Origin of the sequence: Pseudomonas sp. NPDC087639 (genome assembly GCF_044743385.1) — a bacterium.
Lineage (GTDB): Bacteria > Pseudomonadota > Gammaproteobacteria > Pseudomonadales > Pseudomonadaceae > Aquipseudomonas.
Map to the genome: position 1 here is coordinate 1 of NZ_JBIUWI010000039.1, position 16,341 is coordinate 16,341.

General features: G+C 59.1%; 17 protein-coding genes. 11 read left to right on the top strand and 6 right to left on the bottom strand.

The genetic code is table 11. From position 1 onward, the window contains the following. From ccoP to ACIOVB_RS16985, 3 genes are all read left to right on the top strand, one after another. The coding region (gene ccoP / locus ACIOVB_RS16975) for a cytochrome-c oxidase, cbb3-type subunit III (protein WP_401269606.1) at nucleotides 1–736 on the top strand (736 nt) is incomplete at its 5' end. Between the two features lie 524 nt (nucleotides 737–1,260). After that, nucleotides 1,261–1,515 (top strand): type II toxin-antitoxin system Phd/YefM family antitoxin, encoded by a 255-nt coding sequence (locus ACIOVB_RS16980; protein ID WP_187681087.1) that lies wholly within the window; start codon nucleotides 1,261–1,263, stop codon nucleotides 1,513–1,515. After that, a complete protein-coding gene (locus ACIOVB_RS16985; protein WP_401269609.1) occupies nucleotides 1,515–1,934 on the top strand; it encodes a type II toxin-antitoxin system VapC family toxin in 420 nt (139 codons plus the stop codon). Before ACIOVB_RS16980 ends, ACIOVB_RS16985 begins: the two co-directional genes overlap by 1 nt. A 44-nt stretch (nucleotides 1,935–1,978) precedes the next feature. Here the strand turns inward: ACIOVB_RS16985 and ACIOVB_RS16990 are convergent, their stop codons facing one another. Continuing rightward, nucleotides 1,979–2,983: a metallophosphoesterase family protein gene (locus tag ACIOVB_RS16990; RefSeq protein WP_401269612.1), complete on the bottom strand. Its 1,005-nt coding sequence runs from the start codon at nucleotides 2,981–2,983 to the stop codon at nucleotides 1,979–1,981. A 447-nt stretch (nucleotides 2,984–3,430) separates the two neighbouring features. On the opposite strand from ACIOVB_RS16990, the gene ccoG reads away from it, so the two are divergent. The 6 genes from ccoG to hemN all read left to right on the top strand — a co-directional run bounded on the left by ccoG (nucleotide 3,431) and on the right by hemN (nucleotide 10,611). Next, nucleotides 3,431–4,846, top strand: coding sequence for a cytochrome c oxidase accessory protein CcoG (gene ccoG / locus ACIOVB_RS16995; RefSeq protein WP_187681073.1), 1,416 nt, complete (start codon nucleotides 3,431–3,433; stop codon nucleotides 4,844–4,846). Nucleotides 4,847–4,857: 11 nt separating this feature from the next. Beyond that, nucleotides 4,858–5,397 carry a FixH family protein gene (locus tag ACIOVB_RS17000; protein ID WP_401269614.1) on the top strand — a complete coding sequence of 180 codons (540 nt, stop codon included), beginning with the start codon at nucleotides 4,858–4,860 and terminating at the stop codon, nucleotides 5,395–5,397. A gap of 213 nt (nucleotides 5,398–5,610) precedes the next feature. Continuing rightward, on the top strand, nucleotides 5,611–8,061 hold the full coding sequence (locus ACIOVB_RS17005) for a heavy metal translocating P-type ATPase (RefSeq protein WP_401269616.1): 2,451 nt from the start codon (nucleotides 5,611–5,613) through the stop codon (nucleotides 8,059–8,061). Between the two features lie 22 nt (nucleotides 8,062–8,083). Further along, a complete protein-coding gene (ccoS, locus tag ACIOVB_RS17010; RefSeq protein WP_187681070.1) occupies nucleotides 8,084–8,296 on the top strand; it encodes a cbb3-type cytochrome oxidase assembly protein CcoS in 213 nt (70 codons plus the stop codon). Next, complete coding sequence (locus ACIOVB_RS17015) at nucleotides 8,289–8,972, top strand: sulfite exporter TauE/SafE family protein (RefSeq protein WP_401269619.1); 684 nt, start codon at nucleotides 8,289–8,291, stop codon at nucleotides 8,970–8,972. The genes ccoS and ACIOVB_RS17015 overlap by 8 nt, the downstream gene beginning before the upstream one ends. 256 nt (nucleotides 8,973–9,228) lie before the next feature. After that, nucleotides 9,229–10,611 carry an oxygen-independent coproporphyrinogen III oxidase gene (hemN, locus tag ACIOVB_RS17020; RefSeq protein WP_401269621.1) on the top strand — a complete coding sequence of 461 codons (1,383 nt, stop codon included), beginning with the start codon at nucleotides 9,229–9,231 and terminating at the stop codon, nucleotides 10,609–10,611. On the opposite strand, the gene ACIOVB_RS17025 is transcribed toward hemN, so the two are convergent. Next, nucleotides 10,608–11,090: a hypothetical protein gene (locus ACIOVB_RS17025; RefSeq protein WP_401269624.1), complete on the bottom strand. Its 483-nt coding sequence runs from the start codon at nucleotides 11,088–11,090 to the stop codon at nucleotides 10,608–10,610. The genes hemN and ACIOVB_RS17025 overlap by 4 nt on opposite strands. Nucleotides 11,091–11,245: 155 nt before the next feature. On the opposite strand from ACIOVB_RS17025, the gene fnr reads away from it, so the two are divergent. Together fnr and ACIOVB_RS17035 are read left to right on the top strand one after the other, a co-directional pair. Continuing rightward, nucleotides 11,246–11,980, top strand: coding sequence for a fumarate/nitrate reduction transcriptional regulator Fnr (fnr, locus tag ACIOVB_RS17030; RefSeq protein WP_187681067.1), 735 nt, complete (start codon nucleotides 11,246–11,248; stop codon nucleotides 11,978–11,980). 78 nt (nucleotides 11,981–12,058) lie between these two features. Beyond that, a complete protein-coding gene (locus ACIOVB_RS17035) occupies nucleotides 12,059–12,607 on the top strand; it encodes an adenine phosphoribosyltransferase (protein WP_401269627.1) in 549 nt (182 codons plus the stop codon). Between the two features lie 119 nt (nucleotides 12,608–12,726). On the opposite strand, the gene ACIOVB_RS17040 is transcribed toward ACIOVB_RS17035, so the two are convergent. The 4 genes from ACIOVB_RS17040 to ACIOVB_RS17055 all read right to left on the bottom strand — a co-directional run bounded on the left by ACIOVB_RS17040 (nucleotide 12,727) and on the right by ACIOVB_RS17055 (nucleotide 16,281). Beyond that, entirely contained in the window at nucleotides 12,727–13,875 is a 1,149-nt protein-coding gene (locus ACIOVB_RS17040; RefSeq protein ID WP_401269629.1) for an acyl-CoA dehydrogenase family protein, read from the bottom strand. Between the two features lie 193 nt (nucleotides 13,876–14,068). Further along, nucleotides 14,069–14,671: a recombination mediator RecR gene (gene recR, locus ACIOVB_RS17045; RefSeq protein WP_187681064.1), complete on the bottom strand. Its 603-nt coding sequence runs from the start codon at nucleotides 14,669–14,671 to the stop codon at nucleotides 14,069–14,071. A gap of 66 nt (nucleotides 14,672–14,737) precedes the next feature. Next, nucleotides 14,738–15,772: an NADP-dependent oxidoreductase gene (locus tag ACIOVB_RS17050; protein WP_401269633.1), complete on the bottom strand. Its 1,035-nt coding sequence runs from the start codon at nucleotides 15,770–15,772 to the stop codon at nucleotides 14,738–14,740. A 170-nt stretch (nucleotides 15,773–15,942) separates the two neighbouring features. Beyond that, nucleotides 15,943–16,281 (bottom strand): YbaB/EbfC family nucleoid-associated protein, encoded by a 339-nt coding sequence (locus ACIOVB_RS17055; RefSeq protein WP_042558527.1) that lies wholly within the window; start codon nucleotides 16,279–16,281, stop codon nucleotides 15,943–15,945. Between the last annotated feature and the right edge of the window lie 60 nt (nucleotides 16,282–16,341).

The following is a 16,341-nucleotide window of genomic DNA, read 5'->3' on the forward strand; positions in this document are numbered from 1 at the left end:
AGGCCTGCTGCCGGGCTACAACTACCTTGATACCGACAAGCAGACCGCGTTCGCCAACGGCCAGACCGGCTGGACCGGCGTTCACGAGTGGGAAAAGGAAATGGCTCGCTCGGACGCCAAGTTCGGTCCGATTTTCGCCAAATTCGCTGCCATGCCGATCGAGGAAGTCGCCAAGGACCCGCAAGCCCTGAAGATGGGCGGCCGTCTGTTCGCCTCCAACTGCTCGGTCTGCCACGGCTCCGACGCCAAGGGTGCCTATGGTTTCCCTAACCTGACCGACGCCGACTGGCGCTGGGGCGGCGAGCCGGAAACCATCAAGACCACCATCATGGGCGGTCGTCACGCCGTGATGCCGGCCTGGGCCGAAGTGATTGGTGAACAAGGCGTTGCCGACGTCGCCGCTTACGTGATCACTAACCTTGATGGCCGCAAACTGCCGGAAGGCACCAAGGCTGATCCAGCCAACGGCGGCAAACTGTTCGCCGCCAACTGCGTGGCCTGCCACGGCCCGGCGGGTAAAGGCACTCCAGCCATGGGCGCGCCTGACCTGACTCACCCGGGCGCGTTCATCTACGGTTCGAGCTTCGCGCAACTGCAGCAGACCATCCGTTACGGCCGTCAGGGCCAGATGCCTGCGCAGGAACAGCTGCAAGGCAACGACAAGGTGCACCTGCTGGCGGCGTATGTTTACAGCCTGTCCCATGGTGAGAAACCAGCGGAAGCCGAGGCGCAGTAAGGCCCACGCTTCACGCAATAAAAAAGGCCCCGCCAATGAGAATTGGCGGGGCCTTTTTTATTGCGTAGTCATCACTTGAGACATTTACCCAATAGACCCGGATACCGAGGCCCTGTAGCGTTTTGCCGATCCCGATGATCGACATCGGGTTAACTTCAAGGATGAAGTCGCATGTTTAAGAATGACAAAATCACACTGCCAGCCAAGCCATTACCGCACCATCCCGACGACTTTCTCCGTCCTGCACCAGAACCCGCCAAATCCGCAGATTCAGCTCTCCGAGCCCTGGCCAGTCCAGGCAACGGCGGTGGCCTGGACGGACTCGGAGGCGGCCGATTGCTCTGATCAGTGCAGTACATCAAACGCCAACCGAAACACCCAGCACGCCCCCCAGCTTGCGGGCGTGCTTTCGCTCAGTCGAAGTGACGGTGACAAGCCGATCGTCCCCCTCCCAGTTTTCCGATTGCAGGGACACTCTCATGGTAGTAACGTTTCTACATCAGAACTTCTGGAGGCCGAACATGATGGCCATCACGACCATTTCCAGCCGCGAATTCAATCAAGACACAAGTGGTGCCAAAAAAGCCGCGCACCAAGGCCCGGTCATCATTACTGATCGTGGCAAGCCTGCACATGTGCTGCTAAGCATTGAGGAGTACCAAAAACTGACGGGCAATCAGACCAGCATCGTTGATCTGCTGGTCATGCCTGGCGCTTCGGAAATCGAATTCGAACCAGAGCGCGCCATCATTATTCCTCGTAGTGTGGATCTGTCCTGATGTTTCTACTCGATACCAATGTGATTTCTGAATTGCGAAAACCCCAAGCCGATAAACAAGTGGTGGCCTGGGCTAACAGCATCCCTGCGGCAAACCTGTATTTGTCGGCAATGACTGTGCTCGAACTGGAAACCGGCATTCTGCGCATCGAGCGCCGAGCCCCTCCCCAAGGTGGCCTGCTGCGTAACTGGCTGGAGCGTCACGTCAAACCTGCGTTCTCGGGAAGAATCCTGTCGGTTGATAGCGCAGTTGCCACACGATGCGCACAACTGCATGTCCCTGATCGCTCCAATGAATGCGACGCGCTGATCGCCGCCACCGCGCTTGTACACGGATTGACGGTCGTCACCCGTAATGTCGCAGACTTTGAAATGAGCGGTGTTCATTTGATAAACCCCTGGCTCGCTGCCAACGCTTGAAACAACTGAAAAGCCCCCGCCAACGAGAATTGGCGGGGCCTTTTTCATGGACGCCTGGCCCAGATTGATTTCACCGGGATCGTATCGATCAACTTCCGGTTCTGCCATTTATTGTTCTCCACCAGATAGATCTGCAGTTGCTTGCGATCCTCGGTGAAACTGGTGATCAGGTAGGTTTGTTGCGAGGTTGCCCCACTCAGGTACATCGGCACATTGCCCAGCCAGTAAGAGCTACCGCCATCCTGATGCAAATGACCGGCAAATACAGCAGTGACCTGATATTTATCGAGCATTTCACGGAAGCGTCTCAGTTGCGCCTCGTTACCCTGCATATCGAACGGCTTATGCATGTTGATGATGATGGCGTAACCTTGAGTCTTGGCGGTACTGAGATCTTTTTCCAGCCAATCCAAGGCGCTGTTGATATTGAAAGTAGTAGGGTTTAGTGCATGCGCAATTCGGGCCGTATACGTCGGCTCATTATTGAGTTGAACCAGATGGACTTCACCTATATTCGTTGAGTAAGCGAGACTGCCCGAATAAGTACTGTTCAAGAAACCACTGGTAATCTTCAAGTCAAAGTTATCCACCTTGTTTTCATGATGTTCTTTAAACTCAACGATACTGCCCGCCGCGCAGCTATTGCTAAAACAATCATCGACATTGTTTTCATAATCGTGATTACCCAGACCGTACAGATACTCGCCCTTGAAGTGCTGATCCAATGCAGCCTTCATGTAAGAGCGCTGCCAACCATGACCAAACGCTGTGATATCGCCATTGATCATGAGTGGCACCTGTGCCTGCCCACCCTGGCTGTTGCGAAAAGCAGCAATACTGGCAAGTTGCGTTTCAACCAGCCATTTCGAGCGGACTTTGAAGTCCGCATCGGACTCCGGTTGCTGGCTATCCGTTTTGTCTGTCCAGGGATACTGGGTATCAGAGGCAAACACCATATGTCGAGGAGTTCCCTCTAACGCCTGAACCCAAGTAGCCGAAGATAACAAAAAAATGCCGAGCAAAAATCGTAGAATTCCATGAGAAGCCATCGTATTCATTTCCATATAAAGTTAGAAAGTTAAAAGCAAATCAATATTGCTGAAATCAACATATTGGAAAAAACAGAAAACATCAAAGGCCAAACCCGAGGCAATTAAATTAATATATTTCAGCAGTACAAACAAACAGCCAACCAACTTCCATTTAACTGACCTGAAACTTTTTCAAGCATCCATTACAGCGAATGCTGAACTCGACGCGCCAGCAAGAAGGTCATGAATCACCTAGACTCTCCCATCTGCATGCGCAAAACCGTTGAGGCGCAGAAGTCAATTGATCCAGATCACTACACCATCAATTGATTTTCCCCAACGCGACCAAAGGTCGCACCCGTTCGTCGGGGTGACAGGCGTATCATTGGGCCACTGCAACGCCCTTTCTGACCGCGGTCGGCACGTATCGACCGAGGCATTTTTCCACTGCCGTGGGATGCAATGATGAGTAACCAGATTCCGGTACACGACGTCACACCACCGAGCAAAAACGCGAACAACAGCGTCGACCTTTACGCCTCTCGAGAAAAAATCTACACCCGGGCTTTCACCGGACTGTTCCGCAATCTGCGGATGATGGGCGGCGCCGCGCTGTTTCTGCTGTATTTCGGTACGGTCTGGCTGAACTGGGGCGGCCATCAAGCCGTGTGGTGGAACTTGCCGGAGCGCAAGTTCTTCATCTTTGGCGCCACCTTCTGGCCACAAGATTTCATTCTGCTCTCGGGCCTGCTGATCATTGCGGCATTCGGCCTGTTCTTCATCACCGTTTATGCCGGCCGCGTCTGGTGCGGCTATACCTGCCCGCAAAGTGTGTGGACGTGGATTTTCATGTGGTGCGAGAAGGTCACCGAGGGCGACCGCAACCAGCGGATCAAGCTCGACAAGGCGCCGATGAGCGGCAACAAGTTACTGCGCAAACTCGCCAAACACTCGCTGTGGCTGTTGATCGGCTTCGTCACCGGCATGACCTTCGTCGGCTATTTCTCGCCTATCCGCGAACTGGTCTTCGAATTCTTCACCGGGCAAGCCGATGGCTGGTCGTATTTCTGGGTCGGTTTCTTCACCCTCGCCACGTACGGCAACGCCGGCTGGTTGCGTGAGCAAGTGTGCATTTACATGTGCCCGTACGCGCGCTTCCAGAGCGTGATGTTCGACAAGGACACGCTGATCGTTTCCTACGACCCGCGTCGTGGCGAAAGCCGTGGCCCGCGCAAGAAAGGCATCGACTACAAGGCTCAGGGCCTGGGCGACTGCATCGACTGCACCATGTGCGTCCAGGTCTGCCCGACCGGCATCGACATCCGCGACGGCCTGCAGATCGAGTGCATCGGCTGCGCGGCATGCATCGACGCCTGCGACAGCATCATGGACAAGATGGATTACCCGCGCGGCCTGATCAGCTACACCACCGAGCACAACCTGTCCGGCCAGAAAACCCATAAACTGCGGCCTCGCCTGATCGGCTATGCGGTGGTGTTGCTGGCGATGATCAGCCTGTTGGTGACGGCGTTCGTCATGCGTTCGCTGGTGGGTTTCGACGTCAGCAAGGATCGCGTGCTGTACCGCGAAAACGCCGAAGGCCGGATCGAAAACGTCTACAGCCTGAAAATCATGAACAAGGATCAGCGCGACCACACCTACGTGCTGGAAGCCGCCGGCCTGCCGGATCTGCGTCTGCAAGGCAAACGCGAGATCAAGGTTCAGGCGGGGGAGATTTTCAGTATGCCGGTCGAGTTGTCGAGCGCACCGGAACAATTACCATCGAGCACCAACGAGGTGAAATTCATCCTCAAGGATGCCGATGACGACAGCGTCCACGTTGAAGCCAAGAGCCGATTCATCGGCCCACAAATCCGTTGAGAGAACTGAACATGCCCGCAGCAAACGCCGCAAGCCCTTGGTACAAGCACCTTTGGCCCTGGATCATCATCGCGATTCTGGCCTGTTCGGTGACGCTGACTCTGTCCATGGTGACCATTGCGGTGAATAACCCGGACAACCTGGTCAACGACAACTACTACGAGGCCGGCAAAGGCATCAACCGTTCGCTGGATCGCGAACTGCTGGCGCAGACGCTGAAGATGCACGCTGCCGTGCATCTGGATGACGTGACCGGCGAAGTCGACCTGCGCTTGAGCGGCGACAGTCAGCCAAAAACGCTGGAGCTGAACCTGATCTCACCGACCCAGCCGGAGAAGGATCGCAAGATCGTCCTGACCCGCAGCGAAACAGAACAGGGCCGTTACATTGGCCAGTTGAGCGACAAGATCGACGGCCGCCGGTTTGTCGAGTTGCTGGGGTCGCAGGATGATCACGTGTGGCGGATGTTCGAAGAAGAACTGGTCAATCATGACAAGGAGCTCCTGCTCGGTGATGAACCGCTGCAAGGCGCCGAAGACCTGAAGAAGTAAGTCACCTTCAGAATCCCCCTCACCCTAACCCTCTCCCCCAGGAGAGGGGACTGATCTCGAGCGTTTGCATGTTGTGTGTACGACAGTGACGATGTCAGCGAATGAAGCTGCTTCTGCGGCCAACATCAATCGGCTCCCTCTCCCTCCGGGAGAGGGCTGGGGTGAGGGCAAGCGGACAACTCAAATACAAGGGCTTGCCCCCTCAAAAATGCCATGACCACCCCACTCCCCTGCTACCACTGCGCCCTGCCCGTGCCGTCCGGCAGCCGCTTCACCGCCGTCGTACTCGGGGAGTCCCGCGAGTTCTGCTGCCCCGGCTGCCAGGCTGTGGCCGAAGCCATCGTGGCCGGTGGTCTGGAAAGCTATTACCAGCACCGCAGCGAAGCCTCGGCCAATCCCGACGCGCTGCCGGTGCAACTGGTCGACGAACTGGCGCTGTACGACCGCGCCGATGTGCAGAAACCCTTCGTGCGTCATGAAGGCGATCTCGCCGAAACCACCCTGTTGATGGAAGGCATCAGTTGCGCTGCCTGCGGCTGGCTGATCGAGAAACACCTGCGCACGCTGCCGGCAGTCGCCGAAGCCCGTTTGAACCTTTCCAACCATCGCTTGCATGTGCGTTGGGCCGACGGGCAATTGCCGCTGAGCCAGATCCTCGCCGAACTGCGGCACATCGGTTACGCCGCCCACCCGTATCAGGCCGACCGCGCCAGCGAACAACTGGCCAGTGAAAACCGCCTCGCCCTGCGTCAGCTTGGCGTCGCGGGCCTGCTGTGGTTCCAGGCGATGATGGCGACCATGGCGACCTGGCCGGAATTCAACATCGATCTCAGTCCCGAACTGCACACGATTCTGCGCTGGGTTGCGCTGTTTCTGACCACGCCAATCGTGTTCTACAGCTGCGCACCGTTTTTCAAAGGCGCCATGCGTGACCTGCGCACCCGCCACCTGACCATGGACGTCTCGGTGTCGCTGGCGATTGGCAGCGCCTACATCGCCGGGATCTGGACGTCGATCACTGGCGTCGGCGAACTGTATTTCGATGCAGTGGGCATGTTCGCCCTGTTCCTGCTCGCCGGGCGCTATCTGGAGCGCCGTGCCCGGGAACGCACGGCCGCAGCCACTGCACAGCTTGTCAATCTGTTGCCCGCCTCGTGCCTGCGTCTTGATGATGCCGGCCAGAGCGAGCGCATCCTGCTCAGCGAATTGCGCCTTGGCGATCAGATTCTGGTGCAACCGGGTTCGATTCTGCCGGCGGACGGCAAGATTCTCGACGGCCAATCGAGCATCGATGAGTCGCTGCTCACTGGCGAATACCTGCCGCAGCCGCGTATGCCGGGCGATGCCGTGACAGCCGGCACGCTCAACGTCGAAGGTGCGCTGACCGTGCAAGTGCAGGCCTTGGGTCACGACACGCGCCTGTCGGCCATCGTCCGTTTGCTCGATCGCGCTCAGGCCGAGAAACCGCGACTGGCAGAGATCGCCGACCGCGCCGCGCAATGGTTCTTGCTGTTGTCACTGATCGCCGCCGCCGCCATCGGCCTGTTGTGGTGGCAGCTGGATTCATCGCGCGCCTTCTGGATCGTCCTCGCCATGCTGGTTGCGACTTGCCCTTGCGCACTGTCGCTGGCGACGCCGACTGCGCTTACTGCTGCTACTGGCACCCTGCACAAACTCGGTCTGCTGCTGACCCGCGGTCATGTGCTGGAAGGTTTGAATCAGATCGACACGGTGATCTTCGACAAGACCGGGACGCTGACCGAAGGCCGACTGGTGCTGCGTTCGATCCGTCCGCTGGGCTCTCTGAACAGCGATCAATGCCTGAGCCTTGCCGCCGCACTGGAGAACCGTTCGGAACATCCGATTGCCCGCGCCTTCGGCCGTGCACCTTTGGCGGCTGAAGAAGTCCAGAGCACGCCTGGGCTTGGTCTCGAAGGATTGGTCGGCGAACAGCGTTTGCGCATCGGCCAGGCGGAATTTGTCTGCGCCCTTAGCGGCGCCCTGATGCCAACGATGCCGGATGAACCGGGCCAGTGGCTGCTGCTCGGTGACAGCTCGGGACCACTGGCCTGGTTTGTCCTCGACGATCGTCTACGCGACGATGCTCCCGCTCTGCTCGCCGCTTGCAAGGCGCGCGGCTGGCGCACCTTGCTGCTGTCCGGCGACAGTTCGCCGATGGTCGCCAGCGTCGCTGCCGAGCTGGGTATCGACGAGGCACGAGGTGGCCTGCGCCCGGACGACAAGCTGCAAGTGCTGCAACAGTTGCACAAGGAAGGTCGCAAAGTGCTGATGCTCGGCGACGGAGTCAACGATGTGCCGGTTTTGGCCGCTGCCGACATCAGCGTAGCCATGGGCTCCGCCACCGATCTGGCGAAAACCAGCGCCGATGCCGTGCTCCTGTCCAACCGTCTCGACGCCTTGGTGCAAGCGTTCACACTGGCGCGACGCACCCGCCGGGTAATCATCGAGAACCTGCTGTGGGCCGCGCTGTACAATGGCCTCATGTTGCCGTTCGCCGCCCTCGGCTGGATCACTCCGGTGTGGGCGGCGGTCGGCATGTCGATCAGTTCGTTGACCGTGGTGCTCAACGCCCTGCGCCTGACTCGCCTGCCGAGCGCGCCGGTTTTAAACACCCGATCAGACACCCGCCCGCTGCCGGCCTGAGCCGCGCGGGCCTGGAGTACAGATGCCAGCTCTCTACGTGATGATTCCGGCCGCGCTGCTGATCGTGGCCATCGCCGTGTACATCTTCTTCTGGGCGGTGGACAGCGGTCAGTACGACGACCTCGACAGCCCGGCCCACAGCATCCTGTTCGACGATCAGGACCCGAACCACACCGCCGCCGTGGACGAAGCCAACGCCAGCAAACCGGACGACAAGGCACCACCCCATGCTTGAACTGGCACCACTACTGGTTTCGGCGCTGATCCTCGGCCTGCTGGGTGGCGGCCACTGTCTGGGGATGTGCGGCGGTTTGATGGGCGCGCTGACGCTGGCGATTCCCAAGGAGCAGCGCAGTCGGCGCTTTCGCTTGCTGCTGGCTTATAACCTCGGGCGAATCCTCAGTTATGCGACAGCCGGATTGCTGATCGGCCTCGCCGGTTGGGCGGTGGCCAACAGCCCCGCTGCGCTGTTCATGCGTGTGCTGGCCGGATTGTTGCTGATTGCCATGGGCTTGTATCTGGCCGGTTGGTGGAGCGGACTGACCCGCATCGAAAGCCTTGGGCGCGGTTTGTGGCGTTACATCCAGCCGGTAGCCAACCGCCTGCTGCCAGTGTCGAGCCTGCCCCGCGCCTTGCTGCTCGGTGCGCTATGGGGCTGGCTGCCGTGCGGGCTGGTTTACAGCACATTGCTGTGGTCGGCGAGCCAGGGCAATGCGCTGGACAGTGCGTTGTTGATGCTCGCCTTCGGGCTGGGGACTTGGCCGGTTTTGCTCGCCACCGGGCTGGCGGCGGAACGGGTGACTGCGCTGCTGCGCAAACGCAGCGTGCGCATGGCCGGCGGGGTTTTAGTGATTCTGTTCGGTGTCTGGACCTTACCCGGCCCCCATCAGCATTGGTTGATGGGCCACTGACCTTAAGCAAGGCTTTGATCCAGTGATATCTACTGTGGTGAGGGGATTTATCCCCGACCGGCTGCGAAGCAGTCGTAAACCTGTCGGCACGTTATGACTGTTGGAATATGGCGCGCGCTTCGCGGGCCATCGGGGATAAATCCCCTCACCACAAAAACCGGGCCAAGCCTTCAACCACCGTTGATGCAAATCAAGATGCCCCCGCACGCCCTCCCCTAGACTCGCCACACTGCCAGCCTATCCGGGGAATGCCCGCATGCTCGACGCCATTCGTTGGGACACTGATCTGATCCGCCGCTACGACCTGGCGGGGCCGCGTTACACCTCGTATCCGACGGCCGTGCAATTCAACAGTCAGGTCGGCACGTTCGACCTGTTCCATGCCCTGCGCGACAGCCGCAAGGCCCTGCGCCCGTTGTCGCTTTATGTGCATGTGCCGTTCTGCGCGAACATTTGTTACTACTGCGCCTGCAACAAGGTCATCACCAAGGATCGCGGTCGCGCCCAGCCCTATCTGCAACGGCTCGAACAGGAAATCCAGCTGATCGCCTGCCATCTCGACCCGGCGCAGAAAGTCGAACAACTGCACTTCGGCGGCGGCACTCCAACCTTTCTCAGCCACGATGAGCTGCGCCAATTGATGGCGCACCTGCGCAAGCACTTCAATCTGCTCGATGACGACTCCGGCGATTACGGCATCGAAATCGATCCGCGTGAAGCCGACTGGTCAACCATGGGCCTGCTACGCGAACTGGGTTTCAACCGGGTCAGCATCGGCCTGCAAGATCTTGATCCGGCGGTGCAACGGGCGGTCAATCGCCTGCAAAGCCTGGAAGAAACCCGCGCCGTGATTGACGCCGCGCGCACCCTGCAATTTCGCTCGATCAACATCGATCTGATCTACGGCCTGCCCAAGCAGACCCCGGACAACTTCGCGCGCACCGTCGAGGAAGTCATCAGCCTGCAGCCGGACCGGCTCTCGGTGTTCAACTACGCGCACCTGCCGGAACGCTTCATGCCGCAGCGGCGGATCAACGCCAACGAACTGCCGAGTCCGGCGCAGAAACTGGAAATGCTCCAGCGCACCATTGAGCAACTGACCGCCGCCGGTTACCGCTACATCGGCATGGACCACTTCGCGCTGCCCGACGATGAACTGGCGATAGCTCAGGAAGAAGAAACCCTGCAGCGCAACTTCCAGGGCTACACAACTCACGGTCATTGCGATCTGATTGGTCTGGGCGTGTCGGCGATCAGCCAGATAGGCGACCTTTACTGCCAGAACAGCAGCGATCTCAACGAATACCAGAACACCCTCGCCTCCGCGCAACTGGCGACCAGCCGTGGGCTGGTGTGTAACGCCGATGACCGCTTGCGTCGGGCAGTGATTCAGCAGTTGATCTGCAACTTCAGCCTGGAATTCATCAAGATCGAGCAGCAATTCAACATCGACTTCCAGGGCTATTTCGGTGCTCTGTGGCCACAACTGCAAGGCATGGCAGAGGATGGTCTGATTACGCTGGACAGTCAGCGGATCGAAGTACTGCCGGCAGGACGACTGTTGGTGCGTTCGGTGTGCATGGTGTTCGATGCGTACCTCGAACAGCAGAACCGCCAGCGTTTCTCGCGGGTGATTTAGTTTTTCATCAGCAACGAGGCGGTTTTCATGGTTTGTTCCGGCGTCAGGTCGGACTGGTTCATGACTTTGGACAGGGACAGATTGGCGGTAATCAGACCGTTGTTCAGCGCGGCAATGGCACCTCTGAGGGCGGCGAGTTTGGCGATCTTCACTTCCGTGGAGAGCGTCTTGTCGGCCATGACGGCTTTGATGCGCGCGTTCTTTTCGGCGATCTGCTGCTGCAAATTGCGGATCATCTTCAGCAACTGCTGGATATTCTCGGGCAAGCCGCTTTCTTCGATGTCGCGATTGTCACCGCCGGCACTGGCCGACTTCTCGATCGAGGCACCGGACAGCGACACTTTGACGCCCTCGACCAAGGTCGGGGTTGTCCCTGTTGTCGATTCAGCGTCGTGGTGCTTGTCGGCCGTGTTTTTAAACGCCTCCGACAGCGCTTCAACACCGCTGCTACCAAGGCCCAGCGTACCAATGGCCGTCATCGATTCGATTCCTTGCATGCGTTCTGATACCACCTTATCGGCCACTTGCCCTGCGGCTTTACGCCGTTATGGCAATCTCGCCACAGACTGGCCTGAATGTCCTCCCGTGGGTTACCCTTACGTCTTATGTGTGTTTTCCCACAAGGATTAAAGAAATGTCCGAGCCAGTCAAACTGCGCGCTCACAGCCAGGCCCATTGCAAGGATTGCAGCCTGGCCCCTCTCTGCCTGCCACTTTCTCTGAATCTGGAAGACATGGATGCGCTGGACGAAATCGTTAAACGGGGCCGCCCGTTGAAAAAGGGTGAGTTCCTGTTCCGCCAGGGCGACACGTTCGATTCCGTTTATGCAGTACGCTCCGGCGCCCTGAAGACGTTCAGCCTGAGTGATGCTGGCGAAGAGCAGCTCACTGGTTTCCACCTGCCGAGTGAACTGGTCGGTCTGTCCGGCATGGACACCGAGAAACACCCGGTTTCCGCCCAGGCACTGGAAACCACGTCGGTCTGCGAAATTCCTTTCGAACGCCTCGATGAACTGGCCCTGCAACTGCCGCAACTGCGCCGCCAGTTGATGCGCGTGATGAGCCGGGAAATTCGCGACGATCAGCAAATGATGTTGCTGCTGTCGAAAAAAACTGCCGACGAGCGCATCGCTACCTTCCTGGTCAATCTGTCGGCGCGCTTCCGTGCTCGCGGATTTTCGGCCAACCAGTTCCGCCTGAGCATGTCGCGCAATGAAATCGGCAACTACCTGGGTCTGGCGGTGGAAACCGTGTCGCGGGTGTTCACGCGTTTCCAGCAAAACGAGCTGATCGCTGCCGAGGGCAAAGAGATTCACATCCTCGACCCGATCCAGCTCTGCGCCCTGGCCGGCGGCTCGCTCGACGGTTGATCTCGACCCGCGGCCGAGCGAATCGATTCAGCCGCGGGTATACTGCGCCGTTTGCAGCCCTGCCAGGACACCTCGACGATGGTCTTCGACTCCTTCGACATCATATCCCTGATACGCCCTGTGATCGACTTCCCGACACCGGGCGTGATCTTTCGCGACATCACCCCGCTGTTCCAGTCGCCAACGGCCCTGCGCCTGGTGATGGACAGCTTCGCCCACCGCTATGTGGAAGCCGACTTCACCCACATCGGCGCGATGGACGCCCGCGGTTTCCTGATCGGTTCGGTGCTGGCTTATCAACTGAACAAGCCGCTGGTGCTGTTTCGCAAACAAGGCAAATTGCCGGCGGACGTGTTGGCCGAGGGTTACGCCACCGAGTACGGCGAAGCGTTTCTGGAAGTCCACGCCGACAGCCTGTGTGAAGGTGATTCGGTGGTGATGTTTGACGATTTGATCGCCACCGGCGGGACGCTGATTGCCGCGGCCAACCTGATCCGCCGCATGGGTGCGCGGGTGCACGAGGCGGCGGCGATCATCGATCTGCCGGAGCTGGGTGGTTCACAGCGTCTGGGGGATATGGGGATTCCTACGTTCTGCCTGACGCAGTTTGCGTTGACTGATAAGTAAGTAGCGTCTGTAAGTCAGCCTTCGCGAGCAGGCTCGCTCCCACATTGGATCTGTGCCGCTCACAAATCCCCTGTGGGAGCGAGCTTGCTCGCGAAGGCGTCAGTCGCCTCACCAACGATTCAAAGCCCCATCTGCTTGCTGATGATCTCGTTCATCACTTCCCGCGTCCCGCCGCCAATCGAAAGAATGCGGTTATCCCGATACAGCCGCTCGACCAGACTCTCGCGCATATATCCCATCCCGCCCAGAATCTGCACCGCCTCGGTGGTGATACGGTCGGAGGTGTCCGTGGCAAAGTTCTTCGCCATGGAAATTTCCTTGATCACACTTTTGCCCGCGGCCATTTTGGCTGCCTGCCGATACGTGAACTCGCGCGACACTTCCAGCGCCGTGGCCATTTCGGCGAGACGATGCTTGATTACCTGAAACTTGCCGATCGGCTTGCCGAACGCTTCACGCTCGCGTGCCCACTTCAGGCTCTCCTCAAGCGCAAGCTGCGAGGTCATGTTGGCCATCAGCGCCAACGCCAGCCGCTCGCTCTGAAAGTTGCCCATGATGCAGGCGAAGCCCATGTTCTCGGCACCGATCAGATTTCCCACAGGCACCCGGCAATCGTCGAAGAACAATTCAGCCGTGTCCGACGCCCACCAGCCCATTTTCTTCAGTTGGCGGCCAACGGTGAAGCCCGGCGTGCCCTTTTCGATCAGCAGCAGACTGATGCCGCCGAAACCGGGCGCCCCCGTGCGCACCGCGACGGTATAAAAGTCGGCGCGCACGCCACTGGTGATAAAGGTTTTACTGCCGCTGACCCGGTAGAACTCGCCGTCAAGCACGGCGCGGGTTTGCAGGTTGGCGACGTCGGAACCGCCGCCGGGCTCGGTGATGGCCAGTGCACTGATCTTCTCGCCACTGAGCACTTGTGGGACCACGCGGTCGCGCACCTCGGGCCGCGCCCATTTGACGATCGGTGGCAGGCCGATATCCAGCGACCCCAGCCCCGCCACCAGGCCGCCCGAGCCGCAACGCATCAACTCTTCACTGGCGGCCACCTTAGCGAACACATCGCCTTCATGACTGCCACCCAGCGCTTCGGGGTAGCCGATACCGAGGATCCCTGCGGCACCCGCCTTCAGGTACAGCTCACGGGGGAAGCTTTCTGATTCTTCCCACAGATCAATGTCCGGCAGGATCTCACGCTCGACGAAACGTCTGACGCTGTCGCGGACCAATTGGTGGCCGGGGTCGAAGTATTCCTGAAAGGCAGGCATGGGCGAGCTCCACGGAAGGGTTCGCCGACGTTAACCGAGCGCTTGCTTGGTTTTCAACAATATTGTGTGAATCAGTCAAACCGAGGTATGCCATTCGCGAGCAGGCTCGCTCCCACAGGGGATTTGTAAACGACACAAATTCATTGTGGGAGCGAGCCTGCTCGCGAAGGCGTCAAATCAGACACCATAAATATCAGAGGGCGATCGGTTTACGCCCGGCGAACGAATGCGCCAAGGTGCCGCCATCCACCAGCTCCAGCTCACCACCCAACGGCACACCGTGAGCAATTCGCGAAGCGATCAAACCTTTGTTGTTGAGGAGTTGGGCGATGTAATGCGCCGTCGCCTCACCTTCCACGGTCGGGTTGGTGGCGAGGATCACTTCGGTAAACGTGCCGGCTTCTTCAATCCGCGCAATCAACTGCGGAATGCCGATAGCCTCAGGCCCGAGCCCGTCGAGCGGCGACAAATGCCCCTTGAGCACAAAGTAACGCCCACGGAATCCGGTCTGCTCGACCGCATAAACATCCATCGGCCCTTCCACCACGCACAGCAACGTATCGTCGCGACGGGTATCGGCGCATTGCGGGCACAGATCGTCTTCGGTCAGCGTACGGCACTGGCGGCAGTGACCGACGCCTTCCATGGCCTGGCTCAAGGACTGGGCCAGACGCAGACCGCCACTGCGATCACGTTCGAGCAACTGCAACGCCATGCGCTGGGCAGTTTTCTGACCCACACCCGGCAGAATTCGCAGGGAGTCAATCAGTTGGCGAATCAAAGGGCTGAAGCTCATGGGTAAAAAGTCCGACAAAACAACGAGACGCGGTTTATACCCGCGCCTCTGGCCAGCGTCAAATACTCAGTCCTGGGCGACCTTCACCACCAGTTTGCCGAAGTTGCGTCCTTCCAGCAGACCAATAAACGCGTCAGGCGCCTGCTCCAGGCCCTCGACCACGTCCTCGCGAAACTTCACCTTGCCCTCACGCACCCACGGCACCATGTGGCTGATGAATTCCGGCTGACGATCACCGTAGTCATCAAACACGATGAAGCCCTGAATCCGCACACGCTTGGTCAACAGCGTGCGTTGCAGCATCGGCAAGCGATCCGGGCCTTTCGGTGCTTCGGTGGCGTTGTAACCGGCGATCAGACCGCACAACGGAATGCGCGCTTTGGGGTTGAGCAACGGCACCACCGCATCGAACACATGACCACCAACGTTCTCGTAATAGACGTCGATGCCATCGGGGCAGGCCTTGGCCAACTGCTCGGCAAAGTCCGCAGCCTTGTGATCGATGCAGGCGTCAAAGCCCAGCTCCTCGACCACGTATTTGCACTTCTCGGCACCGCCGGCCACGCCAACCGTGCGCAGCCCTTTGATCTTCGCCACCTGGCCGACCACCGAGCCGACCGCGCCCGACGCCGCCGCCACCACGAGAGTCTCGCCCTCTTTCGGCTGGCCGATGTCCATCAGCCCCATGTACGCAGTCATGCCCGGCATACCCAGCACGCCGAGCGCCATCGACGGGCTCGGCAGCCCGGACGGAATCGGAATGATATTGCGCCCGTCGCTGATGCTGTGGCTCTGCCAACCGGTCGCGCCGACCACCAGATCACCTTCGTGAAATTTTGGATGACGCGAACGCTCGATTCGGCTGACAGCGCCACCGGTCATCACCTCGCCGATTTCTACCGGCGCGGCGTAGGACGGTGCGTCGCTCATGCGTCCGCGCATGTAGGGATCGAGTGACAGGTACAGGGTTTTCAGCAGAACCTGGCCTTCTTCGAGATCCGGCAGGGCTTCACGTTCGAGGCGGAAGTTTTCCGGGGTCGGCGCACCGATCGGTCGGGATGCCAGAACGATACGTTGGTTTAGGGTCAGAGGGTCGGACATGTCAGCGTCTCCTGTGAATGATGAATTCAGGGGTATAGGGAGCAGACCTTTGTGGCGGTGGCGCGTTCCACTTGATCGTTCCCACGCTCCGCGTGGGAACGATCAGCCAAAAAAAATGCCAGGCGCAATGCCTAGCATTTTGTGTAGCTCATCTGCCGCCGGATGGCGAATCAGAATGGCAGTTTCATACCCGCTGGCAGGTTCATGCCGGCGGTCATGCCGCCCATTTTTTCCTGGCTGTTGGCTTCGATCTTGCGCACGGCGTCGTTGACGGCGGCGGCAACCACGGCTTCCAGCATTTCTTTGTCGTCTTCACTCAGGCCTTCGACCAGGCTTGGGTCGATGCTCACGCTTTTCACGTCGTGACGACCGGTCATCACCACGGTGACCATATCGCCACCGGCCTTACCGGTGACTTCAGCGTTGGCCAGTTCTTCCTGCATCTTGGCCATTTTTTCCTGCATCTGCTGCGCCTGCTTCATCAGGCCGGCCATGCCACCTTTCATCATGGTAATCACCTCAAAAGTACTTGGATCAAAACAGCGCCCGGTGGTTAAGACCGAGCCCCT

Excerpts from the sequence above, each read along its gene's own strand:
- ACIOVB_RS16980 (WP_187681087.1), top strand. The coding sequence starts at position 1,261 with ATGGCCATCACGACCATTTCCAGCCGCGAATTCAATCAAGACACAAGT.
- ACIOVB_RS16985 (WP_401269609.1), top strand. The coding sequence starts at position 1,515 with ATGTTTCTACTCGATACCAATGTGATTTCTGAATTGCGAAAACCCCAA.
- ACIOVB_RS16990 (WP_401269612.1), bottom strand. The coding sequence starts at position 2,983 with ATGGCTTCTCATGGAATTCTACGATTTTTGCTCGGCATTTTTTTGTTA.
- ccoG (WP_187681073.1), top strand. The coding sequence starts at position 3,431 with ATGAGTAACCAGATTCCGGTACACGACGTCACACCACCGAGCAAAAAC.
- ACIOVB_RS17000 (WP_401269614.1), top strand. The coding sequence starts at position 4,858 with ATGCCCGCAGCAAACGCCGCAAGCCCTTGGTACAAGCACCTTTGGCCC.
- ACIOVB_RS17005 (WP_401269616.1), top strand. The coding sequence starts at position 5,611 with ATGACCACCCCACTCCCCTGCTACCACTGCGCCCTGCCCGTGCCGTCC.
- ccoS (WP_187681070.1), top strand. The coding sequence starts at position 8,084 with ATGCCAGCTCTCTACGTGATGATTCCGGCCGCGCTGCTGATCGTGGCC.
- ACIOVB_RS17015 (WP_401269619.1), top strand. The coding sequence starts at position 8,289 with ATGCTTGAACTGGCACCACTACTGGTTTCGGCGCTGATCCTCGGCCTG.
- hemN (WP_401269621.1), top strand. The coding sequence starts at position 9,229 with ATGCTCGACGCCATTCGTTGGGACACTGATCTGATCCGCCGCTACGAC.
- ACIOVB_RS17025 (WP_401269624.1), bottom strand. The coding sequence starts at position 11,090 with ATGACGGCCATTGGTACGCTGGGCCTTGGTAGCAGCGGTGTTGAAGCG.
- fnr (WP_187681067.1), top strand. The coding sequence starts at position 11,246 with ATGTCCGAGCCAGTCAAACTGCGCGCTCACAGCCAGGCCCATTGCAAG.
- ACIOVB_RS17035 (WP_401269627.1), top strand. The coding sequence starts at position 12,059 with ATGGTCTTCGACTCCTTCGACATCATATCCCTGATACGCCCTGTGATC.
- ACIOVB_RS17040 (WP_401269629.1), bottom strand. The coding sequence starts at position 13,875 with ATGCCTGCCTTTCAGGAATACTTCGACCCCGGCCACCAATTGGTCCGC.
- recR (WP_187681064.1), bottom strand. The coding sequence starts at position 14,671 with ATGAGCTTCAGCCCTTTGATTCGCCAACTGATTGACTCCCTGCGAATT.
- ACIOVB_RS17050 (WP_401269633.1), bottom strand. The coding sequence starts at position 15,772 with ATGTCCGACCCTCTGACCCTAAACCAACGTATCGTTCTGGCATCCCGA.
- ACIOVB_RS17055 (WP_042558527.1), bottom strand. The coding sequence starts at position 16,281 with ATGATGAAAGGTGGCATGGCCGGCCTGATGAAGCAGGCGCAGCAGATG.